Origin of the sequence: Halorubrum sp. GN12_10-3_MGM, from assembly GCF_005435235.1 — an archaeon.
GTDB lineage: Archaea > Halobacteriota > Halobacteria > Halobacteriales > Haloferacaceae > Halorubrum > Halorubrum ezzemoulense.
In genome coordinates this window covers 20,035-36,414 of sequence record NZ_SGUB01000017.1, presented here as the reverse complement: position 1 = coordinate 36,414, position 16,380 = coordinate 20,035, and the positions used below count along the sequence as shown (strand labels likewise).

The following is a 16,380-nucleotide window of genomic DNA, read 5'->3' as shown; positions in this document are numbered from 1 at the left end:
GGACATCATGATACGCTTAGATCCAGATCAACGGTCGATCGTGTACGCGCAAGGAGATCTATCAGTATTACCTCTCCCACCATATCGAGTGAGTCATCATTGAACAAGTCACGCATCATCCCCCGGTAGGACGTGAGATCCACTTGCTGATTGTCGACGATCGTAGCAACGGATCTGAGCAGCTTCTTCATAGTTAGAGGTGCAAGCCCCTCACTTAGTGCGTCCATAAGTTCTGGAACGTTATCGACGAATGCATCGACATTAGATACAGCCAGTATCGAATATATCTCGGCGACATCTCCCCGATCGGTGGAGTCAACCCCCTCGAACAGTTCCCGTAGCTCCTCATTCTCCTCACCAAACAACTCGGGTAACGCAAAACTCAGCTCTTTGAGAAGTCCCAGGAAGTTTTCCTGTGTCTCTGAAAACTCATTGTATATTTCTATCAACCGCTCATCATCGTCTTCAAATGCTTCGTGGACTGCCTCTGGATGGACGTCTGCTACTCGACCAAGCGCCTTGGCTCCGTGCGTCGTGTACAGGGACAGATGGGACATATCCAATTTATCGGCTGCCGGAGAGTCTGCGTATACTTGTTTATCCAGACCGACCGCGAGCGACACGAGATAGTCGAGTAGATCGGACTCTTCAGCGACAAATCTGTCTGGGAACTCGTCCGCGAGATAGTACAATGCTTCTGCCGCACCGAACATCGCTTGCCCATTAGCTTCCATTTCATACTCGACGAGAGATTCGACATCATCGAGAATCGGACCCACGGCATCCGGTGTGGCTCTTGCAAGCCCACAAACTGCGTATGCAGCATGTTTTCTGACATCTTCGTTCGGATCATCGAATACCTCTGTAAGCGGGTCAAGCAACTCGTCTGTTCCGGCTGGTGGCGAGGTATGGATCACATCATCGCCGAGAATTGAACTTCCGGGTGATTGGCCTGAAAGCACCCGCAAGACCGCTGCTGCGTTCTCCCGCCGATCGGACGACTCTGCTTGGAGAGCGTGCCGCAACTCGACTCGAGTCTCTTCGTTGAGTTCCGCGACCGACTTGGAGACCCCCCCGATCGCATCCATTGCATTAGAGGTCCCAATACTCGATGTATAGGACAGTCCGAACTCAACGAGTTCGGTCAACAGATCTTCAGAGACATCGTCGAGATCCTCCGTGAGTTGGGAAAGTACACGACACATCGAATCCTTCGTATGATCTGTCGAGGTGCGGAACGCACGCGTGATGTCGTCAATGATAGGCGCAACTGTATCGGAGTTGGTGCTGGCAACGTGCCAAAGGGCATCTGCCGCTTCACTTCGAACATCCGAGTTGTCGTGTTGGAGAGCCTCCCCGAGATCTGGCACTACATCAATAACACGGTCGGGGTCCTGGTCGGCGAATTCACCAAGACAATCGGCTGCGATCTCGGACACTTGGTCCTCCTCAGCGGTGAGAGAGTCGGCAACCAGCGGCTGTAGTTCGAAGAACGGTTCTGGTTGATATAGAGTAGCACTGGAAGTGAAAAATAGGGCTCTCCGACGTTTCTGAGTGTCGTCACTCTTCAAGGCGGTTCGGATCTCCGGCACAAGCTCCTCAGCCACTCCCGGCCGTTGTTCGAGGATGGTTGTACAGACGTTGTTCGCTTTTGTCGCTTCTTTTCCGCTCGATATCTCAAAGTACATATCGATCAGTGTGTCGACTCCTCCAGCGACTACATCGGGCTCCACTTCAGCAACCTTCTCGAGTGTCATCGCGGCTGTTGAGCGCGCTCGGGAGTTCTGATCGCCAACGATGTCAAGCAGAGCCGGTGCATAGTCGACTACGTCTTCCGGATACTCCCAACTAATATCGAGAAGGGCAGAGCAGGCGTAAAACACAATATCGTCATCGTCGCTTTCGAGCAGCTGACCGAGATCCGGAACGAGATCTCGAACCCGTCTGGGGTTGTGTTCTGCGGCATCCTCGATTACCTCAACAACGGCCTCCTGTGTCGAACGAGTCGTTGTGTCCTCCTGAAGCAACTCCTGACATGCAGGCAGAACGCGATCGTATACAGACGATTCGTACTTGAGTAGCGATTGGAGCGTCCGCTGTGTGTATAGCTGACTCTGGTCGGCTGTCAGTCCGACAACGATCTGATCCGCTTCGTTGACGAGTGCCTCTGGGTGGGAATCAGCGGTTTTGGACAGCACTGACGACGCTTCGTCACGTACATCCCCTACATCATCTTCGAGAGCGGCAATGATGTTCGAACGAGACTCCGCGAGCACAGGTGGGAGCTCGGACCGCTCACCTTCGACCTCCGCAACTGTTGATAGAACACGGAGGGTATGTTCTTTTGCTTTCGGATCATCTTCTTCGAGTGTTGCTGTAAACCTCGATGGCAGGTTGTCGATGACGCTGGGGTCTGCCTCAATAACCTGCTCGAGTGTGTGCGAAGCCGAAAATGAAGCTTCCTCGTGGCCAATAAATGAGGTCAACCAGTCGACGTCCCCGGAGAACCGTGCCGGAACATACTCTGATACCTTTCTTGCAGCCCCGAGAGCGGCCGCTTGTACCGCCTCGGACTCGTCATCAAAAAGCGCTCGAAGATCATCGGTCAACTCGAAGACAGCCTCCGATGGGTCCTCATCATCTAGAAAACCTGTCGTCGCCATATTCTCGAGGAATTTGGCGGCTTCAACTCGGACCGCAGTATCCTCGCTCTGAAGTGCGGATTGGATTTCCGAGATCCCCCGCTCTGCGATGGCTTCATGATCCGTTGCAAAACAGCGAACATAGTACCCTGCGACAGACCGCTGGTCACCTGAATCTGGATCGTCTAACACCGTGGTGAGGCGGTCAAAAATATCAACGCCAATGTTGCGGTCATAGTCCGCAAGCGCCGAGAATAGATGGAAGAAATTCCATGTCTGGTTCTGATTGTCTGCCTCCAGACTCATGCTCACAAGTCGATGTTGGTGATCAGCAATACTTGCTGGGTCTTCCTGTGCAATTAAAAGCAGTATATTGGAAAGGTTATCTTGGATCTCGTTCGAGAGATTTCGCTTGCCCGTCGTTTCCTCGACTCGGGCGTACTCTTGGGTGGCCTCTCTATACGCAGCCGCGACGATCTGGTCGGCGACGTCGACGAAGGGCTCCGGATTCTCATCTACGTACGTCGTGGCTGCGTCGGTAATTTGGCGCCACCGTTCGAGACGCCGTATGGATCGCGGGGGGTTGAACTCTTCACAGAGCGTTTCGACAACGGTCTCGACAGTGTATTGGTCGTTCACCATGTATTGTGACACCTCAGTTGAATCTGGTCGGACTCATCAGGGAAGGGCACTCGAGAGCGGGTCGACGATCTCCGAGATCGGTTCAAGAACCGAGCGACTGCCACAGTGGTCGCCACCACACTGATCAGTAGAGATGGCACAGAGAGGACAGTCGAGCGGATCTAGACTCTCTTCTGACACAAGTTGGGTGAGGAGCTCGGTCCCGAGGTAGGCTCGGTGCCAGTACGTCTCGTAGGTATCCTCATGTAGGGGTTTACTCGCAACGGTCGGATTAATCAGCCGATCAGTCGAATCGGGAGTCGAATAGATTACCGCTCCGAATCCACCTTGGCAGAAACAGCGAGTAATCGCCTGATCACGTGCCGCTCCGGATAGGGGAACCTGGTCTACGTCTGGTGTCGGAAAACGTTCCGGATCTACCGTTTTCATCGGCGTCGTCAAGAGCGGATTCTCTAGACGAGTCGCTGATCCGTCTTTTTCGATGTTGCGTCGAAGTCGCTCTCGGAGTTCCTGTGCTGAGAAACTCGGCACGTCATCGACGAAGTCTAGTTCGTCGGCGGCTCGAACCAACCGCTCATAAGGATCGAACGAGCTGATCGGAGAATGCTCTGGTCCAAGCTGGAACGGGGCATCAAGTGCGACATCAGCGACTGCCTCGGAGGGAACGCGACCGTACGTGGACGCAACCTCACTGAGGGTTTCGCGTATCGCTTCATCCGGGACGGACGCCGTGAACTCCGCTGCCTGATCACGTAAGGTGGTCAAAATAGCGTCTTCATCTGTCTCCGGATGCATAGCGTCAAACACTGCAGCCATTTGCGTCAAATATCCTTCCTCGCTGATCATGGTAGAAACAAAGAAGCGATCGACGGTCGTAGCGGCTGGCCGCCACGTCTCCTGAAGCTGTCGTGCTGTCTCACATGAACTACTAATTTGATCAGCAGCCAGTTCAATATCGGTCCTCCCACGAGCGGCGTTAAATAGGGTATCAATTGCCGTCCGCTGGAGTGCGCGAATTGAACGGCTTGGGGTGAACCTCTGTCGATATCCTGATAGCAGGAGTTCCGGAAGTCTGAACGTCTGAAACGCTCTAACTGTATTCGCATCATCAGAATCGATGTCCAGCCGGATCAGACTTCGTGCTGGAAATGCTTCCCCACGGATTCCTGTAAGTCCGGTCGGTCCGCCCATGTTTATGTCTCTCAATAGGGACGAACTCCTGTCGGTATGATAACTTAATAAATGTTCGCACTGCTGTGTTGGTTGCGTTAAGTTAGAGGATGAGGTGCTCGACTTCAGAGTGTCTATGACCGAAATCGAACGCTTCAGCGAACGTATCGCGTGGATCGACTTGTCGTATGTGGAGAGATATCGAACGCCACGGGACACAGACTGAAAAGAACCTCATCAAAGCTATCGCCACGGTCGCCGACAACGGACCGGTCGACCTCAGAGCGCACCGCGACACGTTCGTCGATCTTTTCGCGGACGGCTTACTCGACATCAGGGGAAAAGTCATGCTCGTGGACCTGCTGGCAAAGATTCCGCCTACGGTCGACATCGGATTGCGGCCACAGTAACTGCCAGTGGATTCCGGGGGCGGATGGAGGTTTCGAGACGGGTCGCCGAATCACCCCATCGACCCGGAGCAGTCGAGGTTGAGCGCGTAGTCGACCTCCTTGATCGACGCGCCGACCGAACGTTTGCGGCCTTTGACTTTCACTACCTTCCCGTTCTTCCGGGTCTTGACCGCAGCGCGCTTGTCTTTCAGGACCAGCTTCAGCAGCAGCCGTTTGAATGTGTCGAACACCTCGTTGATGTCCGACGCCGAGATGTACAGCCCGTAGTCGTCCCGACAGAGCTCCCGCATCTGTCGGTCCGAGGCGTCACCGACCCCTGCGATGATGAAGTAGCAGTTGTTCGACGGGAAGAACTCGAGGTCGCGGATCAGCTTCCGGACGTCGCGCACGTCACGCGAGCTGTTGTTCTCCTTCCCGTCGGTGAAGGTGAGGACGGCCATCGGGATTCCCTGGCGGTTGGCCTCGTAGTGGGCCTTGGCCAGCGAGCCGATGGAGTGGTACACCGAGTCGTACAGGGCCGTCTGGCCGCCGGCCGACAGCTTCCCCACGTCTGCCTTCAGATCGCTTGACGACGACCGTAGCGTACCGAGCCAACACGAGGAGTCGAAGCTGTTGACAACCCCGTAGTGGCGACCGTCACAGTGGATCTCGTCGACGAACCCCTTGGATCGCCGTTTCATCGTGGTGAGCTTCTTCGTCATGGCGTACTTCCTCATTAGAATGAAGACACAGTGGAACTGACTGAGAACAGGAATCTGCGAAGTCTTTATAAGGTGTTTCAGAGCAGTAGCTCGACTCGGGAGTATCGGGTTTCAGTCCACAGCTGCTGTAGTATCAACGGCCACAGTCCGCAAAAGAGGTCAGTCCCTACCGGCGACGGATCCGACGGATCAGGACCTTCCGCTTGACTTTGACGGGGGATTTGATCACCTTCAGCCGGACGATACGACCGTTGCGCCGGTAGACTTTGACTCGGACCGTGTGGCCCTTGTAGCGAACCTTCCGGACACTGACGCTCTTGCGTACCATATCTATAGCTATGTCCTAGAGGCTACTCGACAGGTCCCCTGACTACCGTTCTGGAATAGTTTTATGTATGACGAGGCGGTACGTGACCGATTCACCTGTAAAAAAGACTTCGACGTTGAATGGGATATGCCCTGTTGAACGCAAGACTGCGTCGGGGTAGGGTCAATAACTCACGGTTTCACAGCGTCAAAGAGCGGTTCTTGCGCTCAGAAGATGCAGTAACTGCCGCTGGCGGTGGTCGTCAAAGGGTCAAAACTATGGTACCTTGCTCCCTTGATCAGGTGACGACGGCGATGCCTCTCCCGGATACGTCCGGAGAAAGGGAGCAGGCGGCGAGCCTTAACTCGCCGCCTGCGTCAGGTTATGGATGATACACTTCCGCGTGAGCTCCCGGAACTGGCCGTGCCAGCTCCGGGAGCGAAGCTTCTCGCCGTCGTCTTCCTTCAACTGCGAGAAGCCGGTTTCACTCATCCACCGCTGGTTGTAATCCTCGTTCATCCGGGCGTTGTGAGCTTTCTGTAACGGTGTCTGTTCCCTGTGCTTGATCAGTGGGCGCGTTGACTTAGAGCGACACTCCTCACGAAGCTCTCCCCACGAGTAGTTCGCGTCGGCAGACAGCACCCGCAGGTCTTCCGCGTTCCGGCGGAAGACCTGCATCCCGATGTGGCCGTCCCACGCCTTCTGCGTCGTAAAATGAACGTCTTTGATCGCTAGGGTGTTCACGTCGATCAATATCGTCGTCTTCATCGACTGGAACGAGTAGTTCGCGCGGTCGCGGTAGTGGTAGCTGGTTTGATCACGTTGAAAGCCGCTTGCGTCAATTGCAGCTTCACCACTCCAGCCCGCCTGCTCCGCCGAGTGCGGAGCAGGCGGCGGAGTTCACGCATCCGGTACTCGTTTTCCCACCGACAAAATGAACTGTAGTGCGGTGCCTCGTCGAGATCAAACACGGCGAGGACGCCAGGCATCTCGTTGAGATAATCTTCGGTCTCACGGAGACTCTTTTCTAATTCGACGCGGAACAGAATCAATGCGATCTGCGTCCACTCGGCGTACCCGTTCGCGCCGTCTGGCGCGGCGGGTACGTCCGGCTCATCAACGTGCTGTTTGGCAAGGTTTCGACACATCCAGGCAAGCCGTCTGAGCGATGCCATATCGCCAGACGGCGTCCAATTCCCGGTTAGCTTGACGGAATCCTTCCGTGAGAGCGTCTGAGATAGCCGTCACTCGGCGGCAAAACAAGGCAGGTGAACTACATCTCATCCAGTATACGCGGTATATTTATGCTCGTATTGTTCGATCAGACAGTTGATGACGGACTGGAAGCGTGTGAAACAGGAACTCACAGAGGCTGGCTATTCTGGATTTGAGTTCGATAGCGGCGATACGGCTGTGTCGGGACTATCCGGTGAGTGGGTATCCGGTAAAATCGCACGCGAGGGGGGATTAAAACACGAGAATCAATCGCTATTGATACGGATTCTCGACGCATTATCAGGTGACGGTGGTGCCGTGGATGCTACACCAGAAAACGCCCCGGAACGCATACGCAACATCGCCACTGAACACGGGTTGGAAGTCGTGATAATCAGCGTTTCTGCTGATAAGGCGCGTATCGCAGTTTGTGACCCCTCCAAACATGATTTGTAACGGCGTATTCGCTATCACCGTTAGGGCGGTTGAAACTGACTATGAACTACTCGATTTTTTGACTGTCTCATTTTCCATCTTTTCAATACTACCCGTGTTGGTGCCCAGATAGACGTATACTCGACACTTGACCGTCCTGAAGCGTCGTAGACGATGTTTCCTCGCAGTACGGTGCTCAAAACGGAATTTGAACATCCCACAGCCATAGTATACTCCCACCACCCGTTTTCGTTGATGAGCTCTTCCGATCCAGCGATCCAGGTGGACGGATTGACACAACGGTATAACGACATCGTCGCTGTCAACGATCTCGACCTCACTGTCGAACAGGGTGAAGTGTACGGGTTTCTTGGGCCGAACGGCGCTGGCAAGTCAACTACGATTGACACCCTGATTGGGACAACCCGACCCACATCCGGGTCTGTGTCCGTACTCGGGTACGACGCCCAAGCGGCCTCGATATCGATCCGACAAGCCGTTGGACTCCTTCCGGGTGAGTTCGGGCTGTTTGAGCGACTGACTGGGCGTGAACACGTCGCATTCGCGCAAAACTGTAAAGATGTGACCGAGAGTCCAGACGATCTCCTTGCCCGAGTCGGCCTCGCCGACGTCGCAGACCAGCGGGCGAGTGGCTACTCAACGGGGATGGGACGACGGCTCGCACTTGCGATGGCACTGACTGGCGATCCGGACTTACTCGTGCTTGATGAGCCAACGCGAGGACTAGACCCGAACGGTGCCCGAACTGTCAGATCCATCATACGTGAGGAAGTTGAGCGTGGGGCAAGCGTATTCTTTTCTAGCCACAGTATGGAACAGGTAGAGTCGGTCTGTGACCGCGTTGGTGTACTCCGGGATGGGCAACTCGTAGCTGAGGGTGACGTTGAGATGCTTCGGACACGCCTCGGTGGTCACCGACTCGCCCTCACAGTCGAGAGCGTACCGGACAGCCTCCCCGATCGGCTCGGTGGGCTGGACGCTATCTCAGATGTCCAGATTGACGGCACGACTCTCACCGCCTCACTGACGACGGCCAGCCGAAAAGCCGCAGTTATTGACGCCACAGAGGCTGCGGGGGCAACTGTGACTGACATCGAGACGTACACTCCCTCGTTAGAGGAGTTCTTCGCGACGGTGACGGATCAAGATGAGGAGATGACCCGCAACGGGATGTCCGCAGCCGCCGAGACAGGAGGTGACGCATGAACTGGCACTACATCGCCCAGACCGATCTCCGCGAGCTTAGCCGATCAAAGCTAATCTGGCTGGCGACCGCTATCGTTGCCGGACTGTGTGGGCTGGGTACAGCGGTTCCAGCATTGGTTACTGATGGCTCAGGTCTAAGCTATACACTCGGTGTAGAGACGCTGTTCATTACGCTCGGTACTGTAGTGCCATTTGTCGCACTTGGTCTCGGTTATCGCGTGATCGCTGGCGCACGCGAATCCGGTACGATGCGGTTCCTGCTCGGACTTCCAAACCGACGGCTCGACGTCGTCCTCGGAATGGCATTATCACGGGTAGCAGCGACGATTGGCGTTACAGGGATCGGCGGTGTCGTCGGCCTACTTGTTTTGGTTGGATTGTACGATTCGACCTCGTTGGGCCCGCCACTTCTAGTAGTGGTTGGACTGGTCACTGTGGGCGTCGTCTACGCGGTTGTCGGTGTCGCTATCTCCGCGAGTGTCGACTCGTCCACTGGCGCAGTCGGCGGTGCGTTCGGCGCCTACGTCGTACTGTTTTTCTTCTGGGAAAGAATCCCGCAGGCGGTATACTGGCTCGTTAACGGGTCGTTCCCGAGTGGAGACACCCGGCCTGGTTGGTTCGCATTCTTGACACGGCTAAATCCTGGAACAGCCATCGGCGACCTTACTGTCGCACGATTCGAGTGGATGCGCAACGCCGAGTACGTCTCAGTCCGTCAAACATCAGATCTGATCGAGGGAGATGTACCATTCTATCTCTCGGAACCCGCCGGAGTTGTCGTCGTACTAATCTGGATCGTCGCTCCAATAATAGTCGGATACTGGTCGTTTAGGAACCGATAGCGGTTAATTTCATTTTCATATTGTCCGTCCGGAAGGCGTACCGATCTAGAGAGCAGTAGAGCACGGACCGGTCTCTCGTACTTTCAGCCGCATTAGTCGTCTGAGAAGCCTTCTCTCCGGTTCTCTTCTTGCTTTTTCGGTCGATTAAGTTATTTATAAATTCAGCTAAATTGACCGTAGAATCATGCCGACACGAAAGCGGGTCCTGCTGCTGTCCGGCATCGTGCTGCCGGCGGCGGTCGATGTTATTAACCTCGAAAATGACTGCCAACACTCCGCAGATACACCATTTACGATATCCCGGACCCGCCGAGAATCGATCGGACGTATATCTGGGTGCCAACGGAGTACCAGACAGACGCGGTCAACCATCGAAACCCGCTAACGAGGGTCTCGCTTCCCAGGGCGCCGAGCACGAATTCCGCATTAGTTGCCGCGAGCGCACCGCTGAGGATGTCGGGCACGGCAACAGTCGCGATAAAACTCACCAGCAGAGACGCGACTCGTAGCCACTGACTGGTTGTGGTTGTCCAACTTATCCGAAGGGCGGTTACGGGCCCTGCCCTACCGACAACCGCGATATCCGGCGCGAGCCAGAACTTGTAGAACACGACCGTCACAACCGGGCCGAACAGGAGTATCGGCGTTACTCCCTCAAACACGCCTGGTCCAAGCACTCCTGCGTCGAATACGAGTAGCGAGACAATCATGAGCGACAGCGCAAATGCGATCATACCGATGATCATCATCCCGAGCAGTGTAGCTGACAGAGGCAGAAGCCGGCGTATGGCGAATGCGACTGTCTCTCGCCTTGTCATCTGCTGGTCGGTCAGTTCGCTTGCGACGACGGTGGAGACGTACCCCCGGAGCAGGACACCCAGCAGCACGCTTCCGATTAGATTGTGAATTGGAGTATCGACCCACCCCACCGTCGGCTCAAACGGCGCCAGTACGAGTTCGAGTGCTGCCAGCATGACGACGAATATCATGGCTGTTACCGGGACTGACAGCCGCTTCTGGAGCAGATCAATACTCCACCGAAGATCACCTGCCGTTGATCGCCCGAGAATCGCTGGATCAATACCGCGACAGCGAATACACCCACACCCGTCGATGTCGTCACGCGGAGGGATCATGGAGGCTCCTAGCAACACATATGATGATGAATTCTTCAATCTATTGGGGATAGCTACTGAAAATTCAGCTTTAGTCACCCAAATTACTATTTTCCCTTCAGACTTATCTCTGCCACACTGATCCCATGTCTGGGCTACTCCCAACCCAATCGGACGCAACCATCGACCGGTCCGACGATCCGAGTCTCCTGTGTATCGACGATGAACGGGCCCGCAAAATTCTCTCGACGCTCTCTTCGGATACGAGCCAGGCAGTGTTCTGTGAACTCAACGAGGAACCGAAGCCTGTGAAAGACCTCGCAGCCGAATTGGATATGTCGGTACAAGCGGTTTCCTACCACGTTGATAACCTCCAAGACGCCGGGTTAATCGAAGTACTCGACATGTGTTACTCAGAGAAGGGACGAGAAATGAGCATCTATGGACCGTCGACAGAGCCGTATATACTCTTTCTCGGCACTACGGACGATCAGTCAGGACTGACAGCCGCGTTCAAACAGTTCGCCAACGCGATTGGACCTGTAGGTATCATCTTCGCGATTGGCGCCGCACTCTCGCGGCTGGTCGATAGAGAATGAGCCCCCACCGAATTGTACTGCGACACCCTGACCAACGTCCATCTGCCCTCTGGACAGACCGATACGAGTACGGCTCCTCCCCAGACTGGAAAGCATGAGTAGCTACCAAAATCAGCGACGGCTCTACGCGCTTTCGGGCGTGTTCCTGACCGCGGCTGCGGCTGCTGTGACCGTGCTGCTCGGCGGCGATCTGCTTGCGACTTCAGTACTAGCCATACAGGTCTCGATGATTGCTTTAGCAGGCATCTGTGATCTTGTCGCGGCCACCGGCAGCTTCGGCGGTTGGGCGTGGTACCGCTGGGGCGGCCTCGGAAACATCTTGCTGGGACTGTCGCTCCCACTTGGCTTCGTCGGTACCGCATGGGACTCGATATTCCTATTAGTCACGGGCCTCGGCGGCCTCTCGCTTACCGCAATGGGCATCGATCTGGTCGCGTTCCACGGAAGATACACACAGCAGACACTATTGGACGAGCATAATCAATGACATCGTCCGCGACTCATCCTGTTGATCCCTCAGCAGAGGAGTCCCTCGTCGATCGGGTTGCCCGCATCTCACTGCTTCTTGGCCTCTTAGGACCGCTTGGCTTTCTCGGATGGCTCCAAGACGTTTACTGGGTGTTCGAGATCGCAGAGATATTTTACCTGTTTTTCCTTTTCTTTTTTATCCCCCCAGGTCTCGTTTTGTTACGTGGTTTTTGGAATCGAATCTATTCAGTATTCCGGCAGGTGACAGGAACAGGACACGGAGGGACATCGTTGATCGGCAAAAATGATCCGCGTGCGTGGATCGAATTCGGGTACGAGCCGAGTCCGTTCAAGACCCTCCAAATGTTGGCGCTGTTCGTTCATCCGACTATCGCGATCCGTGGCTTGTTCCAGACAGCCGGCGCTATCGTCGCCTATCTCAGGCACGGCGGACGGCTTCCGCGTCCGGAGACGTTCGAGTCGACGGTCGAGTACCGCCCCCCGTTTGACGACAAGTGGACTGTACTGAACGGGAGCCCAGATAAACAGTATTCGCACTCTTGGTTTCCGCCTCGACAACGGTACGCATACGATTTTGTCATCACTGACGACACCGGCAGTACGCAAGATGGCGGTGATGGAGTAGAGTCGTTCTATTGCTTTGACGAGCCGATTTGGGCACCAGCTGATGGGACTGTGGTGCGGGCGAAAGATGGTCACCGGGATCATCATCGGACTACCGGCTGGATTGACCCGCTCCAGTATCGCCTCGCTGGAAACTACGTCGTCATCAAACACGCTGAAAACGAATACAGCTTCTTTGCGCATCTGAAACAAGGAAGTATCTGTGTCGAATCAGGTGATCACGTCAAGCGGGGGGAGTCGATCGGCCGCTGTGGCCACTCTGGGAACTCGAGTGAACCACACCTCCACTTTCACGTCCAAGACCATTCGATGCCGTACATCGGCGCAGGCCTTCCAATCCAGTTCGACGCAGCCACCAATCACCCTGAACTACAGTCCAATGAGTGTACCCAGACGTACATCCACTGTGGACAGACAGTTACTCACAATATGTATGATTAAAAAACGAGAGCGGGGCATTTGGCGAGATGGCTCTCTGTTTCTAATCGGCCTCGTTGGTATACTCCTCGTTGAATTCGTATTATCAGGAGTTGTCGGGAGTGACGGAAAACCAGTTCATGGGTTCCTTTTCGGATGCTCGGTTGGAATATCGTGTTCCGGTATTTTTCGTGCTACGGGCAAACAAGCTGCTTATTCAACCCTTGCGTTGGGAGTCGGATTTGCTCTTGGTGCTGTGATCAACTTATTTTAATGAACACCGGTGGGGTCAACGACCTCGCCACAACTTGGACATTCGGCCCACACGCCCGGATCACCGTCAGTGGTCTCGTAGTGGATGAGTGCGTGCCGACCTGTGACTGTCTCGCCGCAGAACGAGCAGTCGCCACGGATCGTCTCTGGGTCATCAGGGGTCATGCTCACGAGTTCACAGGCTACTTCGAGGGAGAGAGGGAGCGTGTGACTCTGTTTTGGAGCTAATCCGGCTGTTGAAACCGACTTAGCGGTGCTCCCTCTCCTCAAAATTAGAGACTCTGTGACCTATACTCGGGGCGAGCGAGGAGAAAGTACTGTTCCAGGACAGCAGCGTGACCGCAGGTCGTGAGTAGCCATCGTGCGCGATGTCATAGAACAGTCCACATATCCGGATCAATATCGGTCAATACAGTGGACTCACGTACTGCCCAAGATACAACCTTTTTTGCTACCTGTCAGGAGCTCCGTGCGGGATACAGAGGGTGTGTGTAGCAACTTTACCTCTTGTCTTTTCGGTCACTCCTGATGAGTTCTCCGTGTCAATGAACTCCTTACAAGAGCGATGAACTCAACCCAATCGGCTCAATCACACTAAGAGGAGCTCGGGCCTGACGAAGCCGATCACGAGAATACCTGCCAGTACAGCGATCGCTGTGAGTCGCAGGGCACCAGAAGCCCGCCGTCGAGATTTTGGCAAGGACTCGGCAATGCCGGAGAGGGCCATCCCAGCACCAATAAATAGTGTGGCATAGTAGAGCGTCGCCTCCTTTAGAATGACGTAGTACGCTTGCTGCCCGGCTATCAGAAGTGCGCCACAGAGGAAAACCAGTCCAAGCCTTCTGGAGGGCTCGCCGAACACGGTCTCATCGATAATGGAGGGCATCACGCGTGTTGTCTCCGGCGACGCTCAAATATTGAGGGGTTTGCGTACCCGTCGCTGAGACGAGTATAGTGTGGTCGTGAAACGGTGCTGATGGCGCTGACTGACTCGCGCTCTGTATTCAACAGAGTCAATGAAGTTGTAGCCAGCTATATTTTCCCCAGCAATAATTTCCACTCAAGCATGACCGGAATCGTGATCCTCCCCGCTGGTCGCGACGACGCGTTCGAGGACTACAAACAGTTCATCCGAGATGGGCACCCAATTGAGGATATTGAGTCATATCTCCTTGACAAGGACCTCGAACTATTTCGCACGACTTCTGAAACAGCCAGTTCATAACCCTTGTCGAGATGAAAGGGGTGGTGTCGATATGAACACCCCTTCATCGAAATGAATTCTCTACCTCTTCAATGTCATCACACACCAACTTCGAAGTGAAGACCCCGCCATCGATATGAAATCTCAGACATCACAACACACCGCCGGCACCGTCGGTATCCACTGTTCATGTGGGATTAGCGCAACCGTCGACACTATTTGTCTCAGCTAGATTAAGCGGATATAGTTGTAGCACAACGACTGGAATTTGATTTGGAGCGGTCTTCGATCCCGCTTATCCAAATTTGTTTATAACCCGTATGATTAAGTCGTATCAGAGACAAAGTAATTCAAAATGAGAGCAGAGGATTTGCCACCAGATGCGCCGGGGCACTACCAACAGTCGCATCCGCATCCCTACTATATTCCAGAGAAGTTGCCCCTCTCATCGCGGGTTGAGATTGACGAGGATCTCACAGCGACGATATCAGATGCGACGTTCCAGTTGGGACGTATCGACGGGATTAGTCCCACTGTCGATTTCTCGCCGGTACTGTATACGTCGCTCCTCCGGCTCGAAGCAGTCGAAACAGCAGAAATTGAGGGCGCAGATGTCGAGATGGACGAAGTCTACGCGTATCATACACGCCAGAAATCAGGCAGTTCTGGGCGTGTGAGCCGTGACTTACAGGAGGTTCTGAACGCTGAGCGCGCACTCAGTGATGGATTTGACGCGATTAAACAAGGAGAGTCGATTTCGGTCGAACTGCTCAAATCACTCCACGAAACATTACTCGACGGAGTTCGGAACGAGGGGGACGTTGTTGGTGAGTGGCGAGATGATGATGTTCATATTCCGTCGCCCCGTCCCGGACAGTCCCCATTTGTGCCACCACCGGCGGATCATGTCTCGGAGCTAATGGACTCGCTTGAAGCATATATTCAGATGGACGGCGAGTACCACCCCCTGGTTGACCTTGCGATCACTCACTATCAGTTGGAGACAATTCACCCCTGCTCGGACGGCAACGGTCGTCTCGGACGGATTCTAATCGTCCTCCAGTTACACAAGGCTGGCTATCTGTCTGAGCTGTACCTCTATCCGAGTGCCTATTTTAATCGAAACAAGCAGGAGTACGTCGAGACGATGCGTGCGGTTAGCGAAGAAGGCCAATGGCGCGACTGGATTGCGTTCTTTATCAAAGGCATTGAAGAGCAAGCGAAGGACTCCTACGAGCGAACATTCGAATTACTCGAACTCCGGCGAGAGTACGAAGCGCAGTATCCGAATCAAAAGACAAGTCACAAACTCGCCCGCGAACTGTTTGAACTGCCGTACTTCACCGCAGACAACATCACGGATCGGTTCGACGTAAGTCGACAGACTGCCTACAATGCGATTGAAGAACTCGAATCGGATGGCATTGTTATCGAAGTGACTGGCAAGCAGCGAAATCGTGAGTACAAAGCTATCGATGTATTCGATATTCTTGAACGGCCGGTACAACGGTAGCAAAGCTTAGTCGCCTATCCCGGATGCTGGATCGGTACCCATCGCTCCCGCCCCGAACAGTAGCATAGCACCGCCAATGACTGTCAAGAACCCGAGCACACGTTCCGAGTCTGGCTCTTCGGAGAGAAGCGACGTCGTGCCTGAGGTGTACACCGCGTAATATCGCCCGCTAGCGTCAACTACAATCGCTTCTTGAAGATTCGTCCGAGACTGACTACCCCCAGTCTCAACCGCCTGCTTGACTGCTGGTGAGTACTGGTCAACGGGGCGAGAAACGTCCTCTAACGCCTGTGTGGCATTTACTCGCTCCAAGGTGAGACGATAAGATTGCGCCGACTCGTTCCAGCCTGTAACACGTTTGAAGACACGCCCGTCGCTGGGGAACGCAAGATACCGATCTTGGGAAGCAAGCGACGGGTCTCCGGCGACGTGCCGAACCCCGGGATACGGTGCGAGACCCGATGTCTCACCGGCCAGCCCGGATTCAAAACCACAGATTCTGGTCGGGGACCGCTCTCTGAAGCAGTCGAGTCCATCGATTTGTCTGAGTCTCGG

General features: G+C 54.6%; 13 protein-coding genes and 1 pseudogene. 8 read left to right on the top strand and 6 right to left on the bottom strand.

Going from position 1 to position 16,380, the window contains the following annotated elements:
- Positions 1-5: 5 nt before the first annotated feature.
- Positions 6-3,284: a HEAT repeat domain-containing protein gene (locus EXE47_RS12720; protein ID WP_089309213.1), complete on the bottom strand. Its 3,279-nt coding sequence runs from the start codon at positions 3,282-3,284 to the stop codon at positions 6-8.
- Between the two features lie 36 nt (positions 3,285-3,320).
- Positions 3,321-4,130 (bottom strand): hypothetical protein, encoded by an 810-nt coding sequence (locus EXE47_RS12715; protein ID WP_141396208.1) that lies wholly within the window; start codon positions 4,128-4,130, stop codon positions 3,321-3,323.
- Between the two features lie 512 nt (positions 4,131-4,642).
- Between EXE47_RS12715 and EXE47_RS12705 the strand changes: the two genes are divergently transcribed.
- Entirely contained in the window at positions 4,643-4,864 is a 222-nt protein-coding gene (locus EXE47_RS12705) for a hypothetical protein (protein ID WP_089309212.1), read from the top strand.
- 50 nt (positions 4,865-4,914) lie between these two features.
- On the opposite strand, the gene EXE47_RS12700 is transcribed toward EXE47_RS12705, so the two are convergent.
- Complete coding sequence (locus EXE47_RS12700; RefSeq protein ID WP_158293610.1) at positions 4,915-5,565, bottom strand: VWA domain-containing protein; 651 nt, start codon at positions 5,563-5,565, stop codon at positions 4,915-4,917.
- Positions 5,566-6,232: 667 nt separating this feature from the next.
- A pseudogene (locus EXE47_RS12695) lies at positions 6,233-7,047 on the bottom strand (IS5 family transposase).
- 157 nt (positions 7,048-7,204) lie between these two features.
- Between EXE47_RS12695 and EXE47_RS12690 the strand changes: the two are divergent.
- The 3 genes from EXE47_RS12690 to EXE47_RS12680 all read left to right on the top strand — a co-directional run bounded on the left by EXE47_RS12690 (position 7,205) and on the right by EXE47_RS12680 (position 9,591).
- Positions 7,205-7,543: a hypothetical protein gene (locus tag EXE47_RS12690; RefSeq protein ID WP_089309342.1), complete on the top strand. Its 339-nt coding sequence runs from the start codon at positions 7,205-7,207 to the stop codon at positions 7,541-7,543.
- 234 nt (positions 7,544-7,777) lie between these two features.
- Positions 7,778-8,749: an ABC transporter ATP-binding protein gene (locus EXE47_RS12685; RefSeq protein WP_241996733.1), complete on the top strand. Its 972-nt coding sequence runs from the start codon at positions 7,778-7,780 to the stop codon at positions 8,747-8,749.
- Complete coding sequence (locus EXE47_RS12680) at positions 8,746-9,591, top strand: ABC transporter permease subunit (RefSeq protein WP_089309340.1); 846 nt, start codon at positions 8,746-8,748, stop codon at positions 9,589-9,591. The genes EXE47_RS12685 and EXE47_RS12680 overlap by 4 nt, the downstream gene beginning before the upstream one ends.
- Positions 9,592-9,881: 290 nt before the next feature.
- Here EXE47_RS12680 and EXE47_RS12675 read toward each other — a convergent pair whose 3' ends face one another.
- Positions 9,882-10,580 carry a hypothetical protein gene (locus EXE47_RS12675; protein ID WP_094495659.1) on the bottom strand — a complete coding sequence of 233 codons (699 nt, stop codon included), beginning with the start codon at positions 10,578-10,580 and terminating at the stop codon, positions 9,882-9,884.
- Positions 10,581-10,852: 272 nt separating this feature from the next.
- On the opposite strand from EXE47_RS12675, the gene EXE47_RS12670 reads away from it, so the two are divergent.
- The 3 genes from EXE47_RS12670 to EXE47_RS12660 all read left to right on the top strand — a co-directional run bounded on the left by EXE47_RS12670 (position 10,853) and on the right by EXE47_RS12660 (position 12,859).
- Positions 10,853-11,305, top strand: coding sequence for a transcriptional regulator (locus EXE47_RS12670; protein ID WP_089309338.1), 453 nt, complete (start codon positions 10,853-10,855; stop codon positions 11,303-11,305).
- Between the two features lie 94 nt (positions 11,306-11,399).
- Positions 11,400-11,792 carry a hypothetical protein gene (locus EXE47_RS12665; protein WP_089309337.1) on the top strand — a complete coding sequence of 131 codons (393 nt, stop codon included), beginning with the start codon at positions 11,400-11,402 and terminating at the stop codon, positions 11,790-11,792.
- Entirely contained in the window at positions 11,789-12,859 is a 1,071-nt protein-coding gene (locus tag EXE47_RS12660) for a M23 family metallopeptidase (RefSeq protein ID WP_089309336.1), read from the top strand. The genes EXE47_RS12665 and EXE47_RS12660 overlap by 4 nt, the downstream gene beginning before the upstream one ends.
- Positions 12,860-13,697: 838 nt before the next feature.
- On the opposite strand, the gene EXE47_RS12650 is transcribed toward EXE47_RS12660, so the two are convergent.
- Positions 13,698-13,994 (bottom strand): hypothetical protein, encoded by a 297-nt coding sequence (locus tag EXE47_RS12650; RefSeq protein ID WP_089309334.1) that lies wholly within the window; start codon positions 13,992-13,994, stop codon positions 13,698-13,700.
- 673 nt (positions 13,995-14,667) lie between these two features.
- Here EXE47_RS12650 and EXE47_RS12640 point away from each other — a divergent pair.
- Positions 14,668-15,825 carry a Fic family protein gene (locus EXE47_RS12640; RefSeq protein WP_089309333.1) on the top strand — a complete coding sequence of 386 codons (1,158 nt, stop codon included), beginning with the start codon at positions 14,668-14,670 and terminating at the stop codon, positions 15,823-15,825.
- The last annotated feature ends 555 nt before the right edge of the window (positions 15,826-16,380 follow it).

Coding starts and splice junctions, on each gene's coding strand:
- EXE47_RS12670 (WP_089309338.1), top strand. CDS start 10,853: ATGTCTGGGCTACTCCCAACCCAATCGGACGCAACCATCGACCGGTCC.
- EXE47_RS12705 (WP_089309212.1), top strand. CDS start 4,643: ATGTGGAGAGATATCGAACGCCACGGGACACAGACTGAAAAGAACCTC.
- EXE47_RS12640 (WP_089309333.1), top strand. CDS start 14,668: ATGAGAGCAGAGGATTTGCCACCAGATGCGCCGGGGCACTACCAACAG.
- EXE47_RS12680 (WP_089309340.1), top strand. CDS start 8,746: ATGAACTGGCACTACATCGCCCAGACCGATCTCCGCGAGCTTAGCCGA.
- EXE47_RS12700 (WP_158293610.1), bottom strand. CDS start 5,565: ATGACGAAGAAGCTCACCACGATGAAACGGCGATCCAAGGGGTTCGTC.
- EXE47_RS12660 (WP_089309336.1), top strand. CDS start 11,789: ATGACATCGTCCGCGACTCATCCTGTTGATCCCTCAGCAGAGGAGTCC.
- EXE47_RS12685 (WP_241996733.1), top strand. CDS start 7,778: ATGAGCTCTTCCGATCCAGCGATCCAGGTGGACGGATTGACACAACGG.
- EXE47_RS12690 (WP_089309342.1), top strand. CDS start 7,205: ATGACGGACTGGAAGCGTGTGAAACAGGAACTCACAGAGGCTGGCTAT.
- EXE47_RS12720 (WP_089309213.1), bottom strand. CDS start 3,284: ATGGTGAACGACCAATACACTGTCGAGACCGTTGTCGAAACGCTCTGT.
- EXE47_RS12665 (WP_089309337.1), top strand. CDS start 11,400: ATGAGTAGCTACCAAAATCAGCGACGGCTCTACGCGCTTTCGGGCGTG.
- EXE47_RS12715 (WP_141396208.1), bottom strand. CDS start 4,130: ATGATCAGCGAGGAAGGATATTTGACGCAAATGGCTGCAGTGTTTGAC.
- EXE47_RS12675 (WP_094495659.1), bottom strand. CDS start 10,580: ATGATATTCGTCGTCATGCTGGCAGCACTCGAACTCGTACTGGCGCCG.
- EXE47_RS12650 (WP_089309334.1), bottom strand. CDS start 13,994: ATGCCCTCCATTATCGATGAGACCGTGTTCGGCGAGCCCTCCAGAAGG.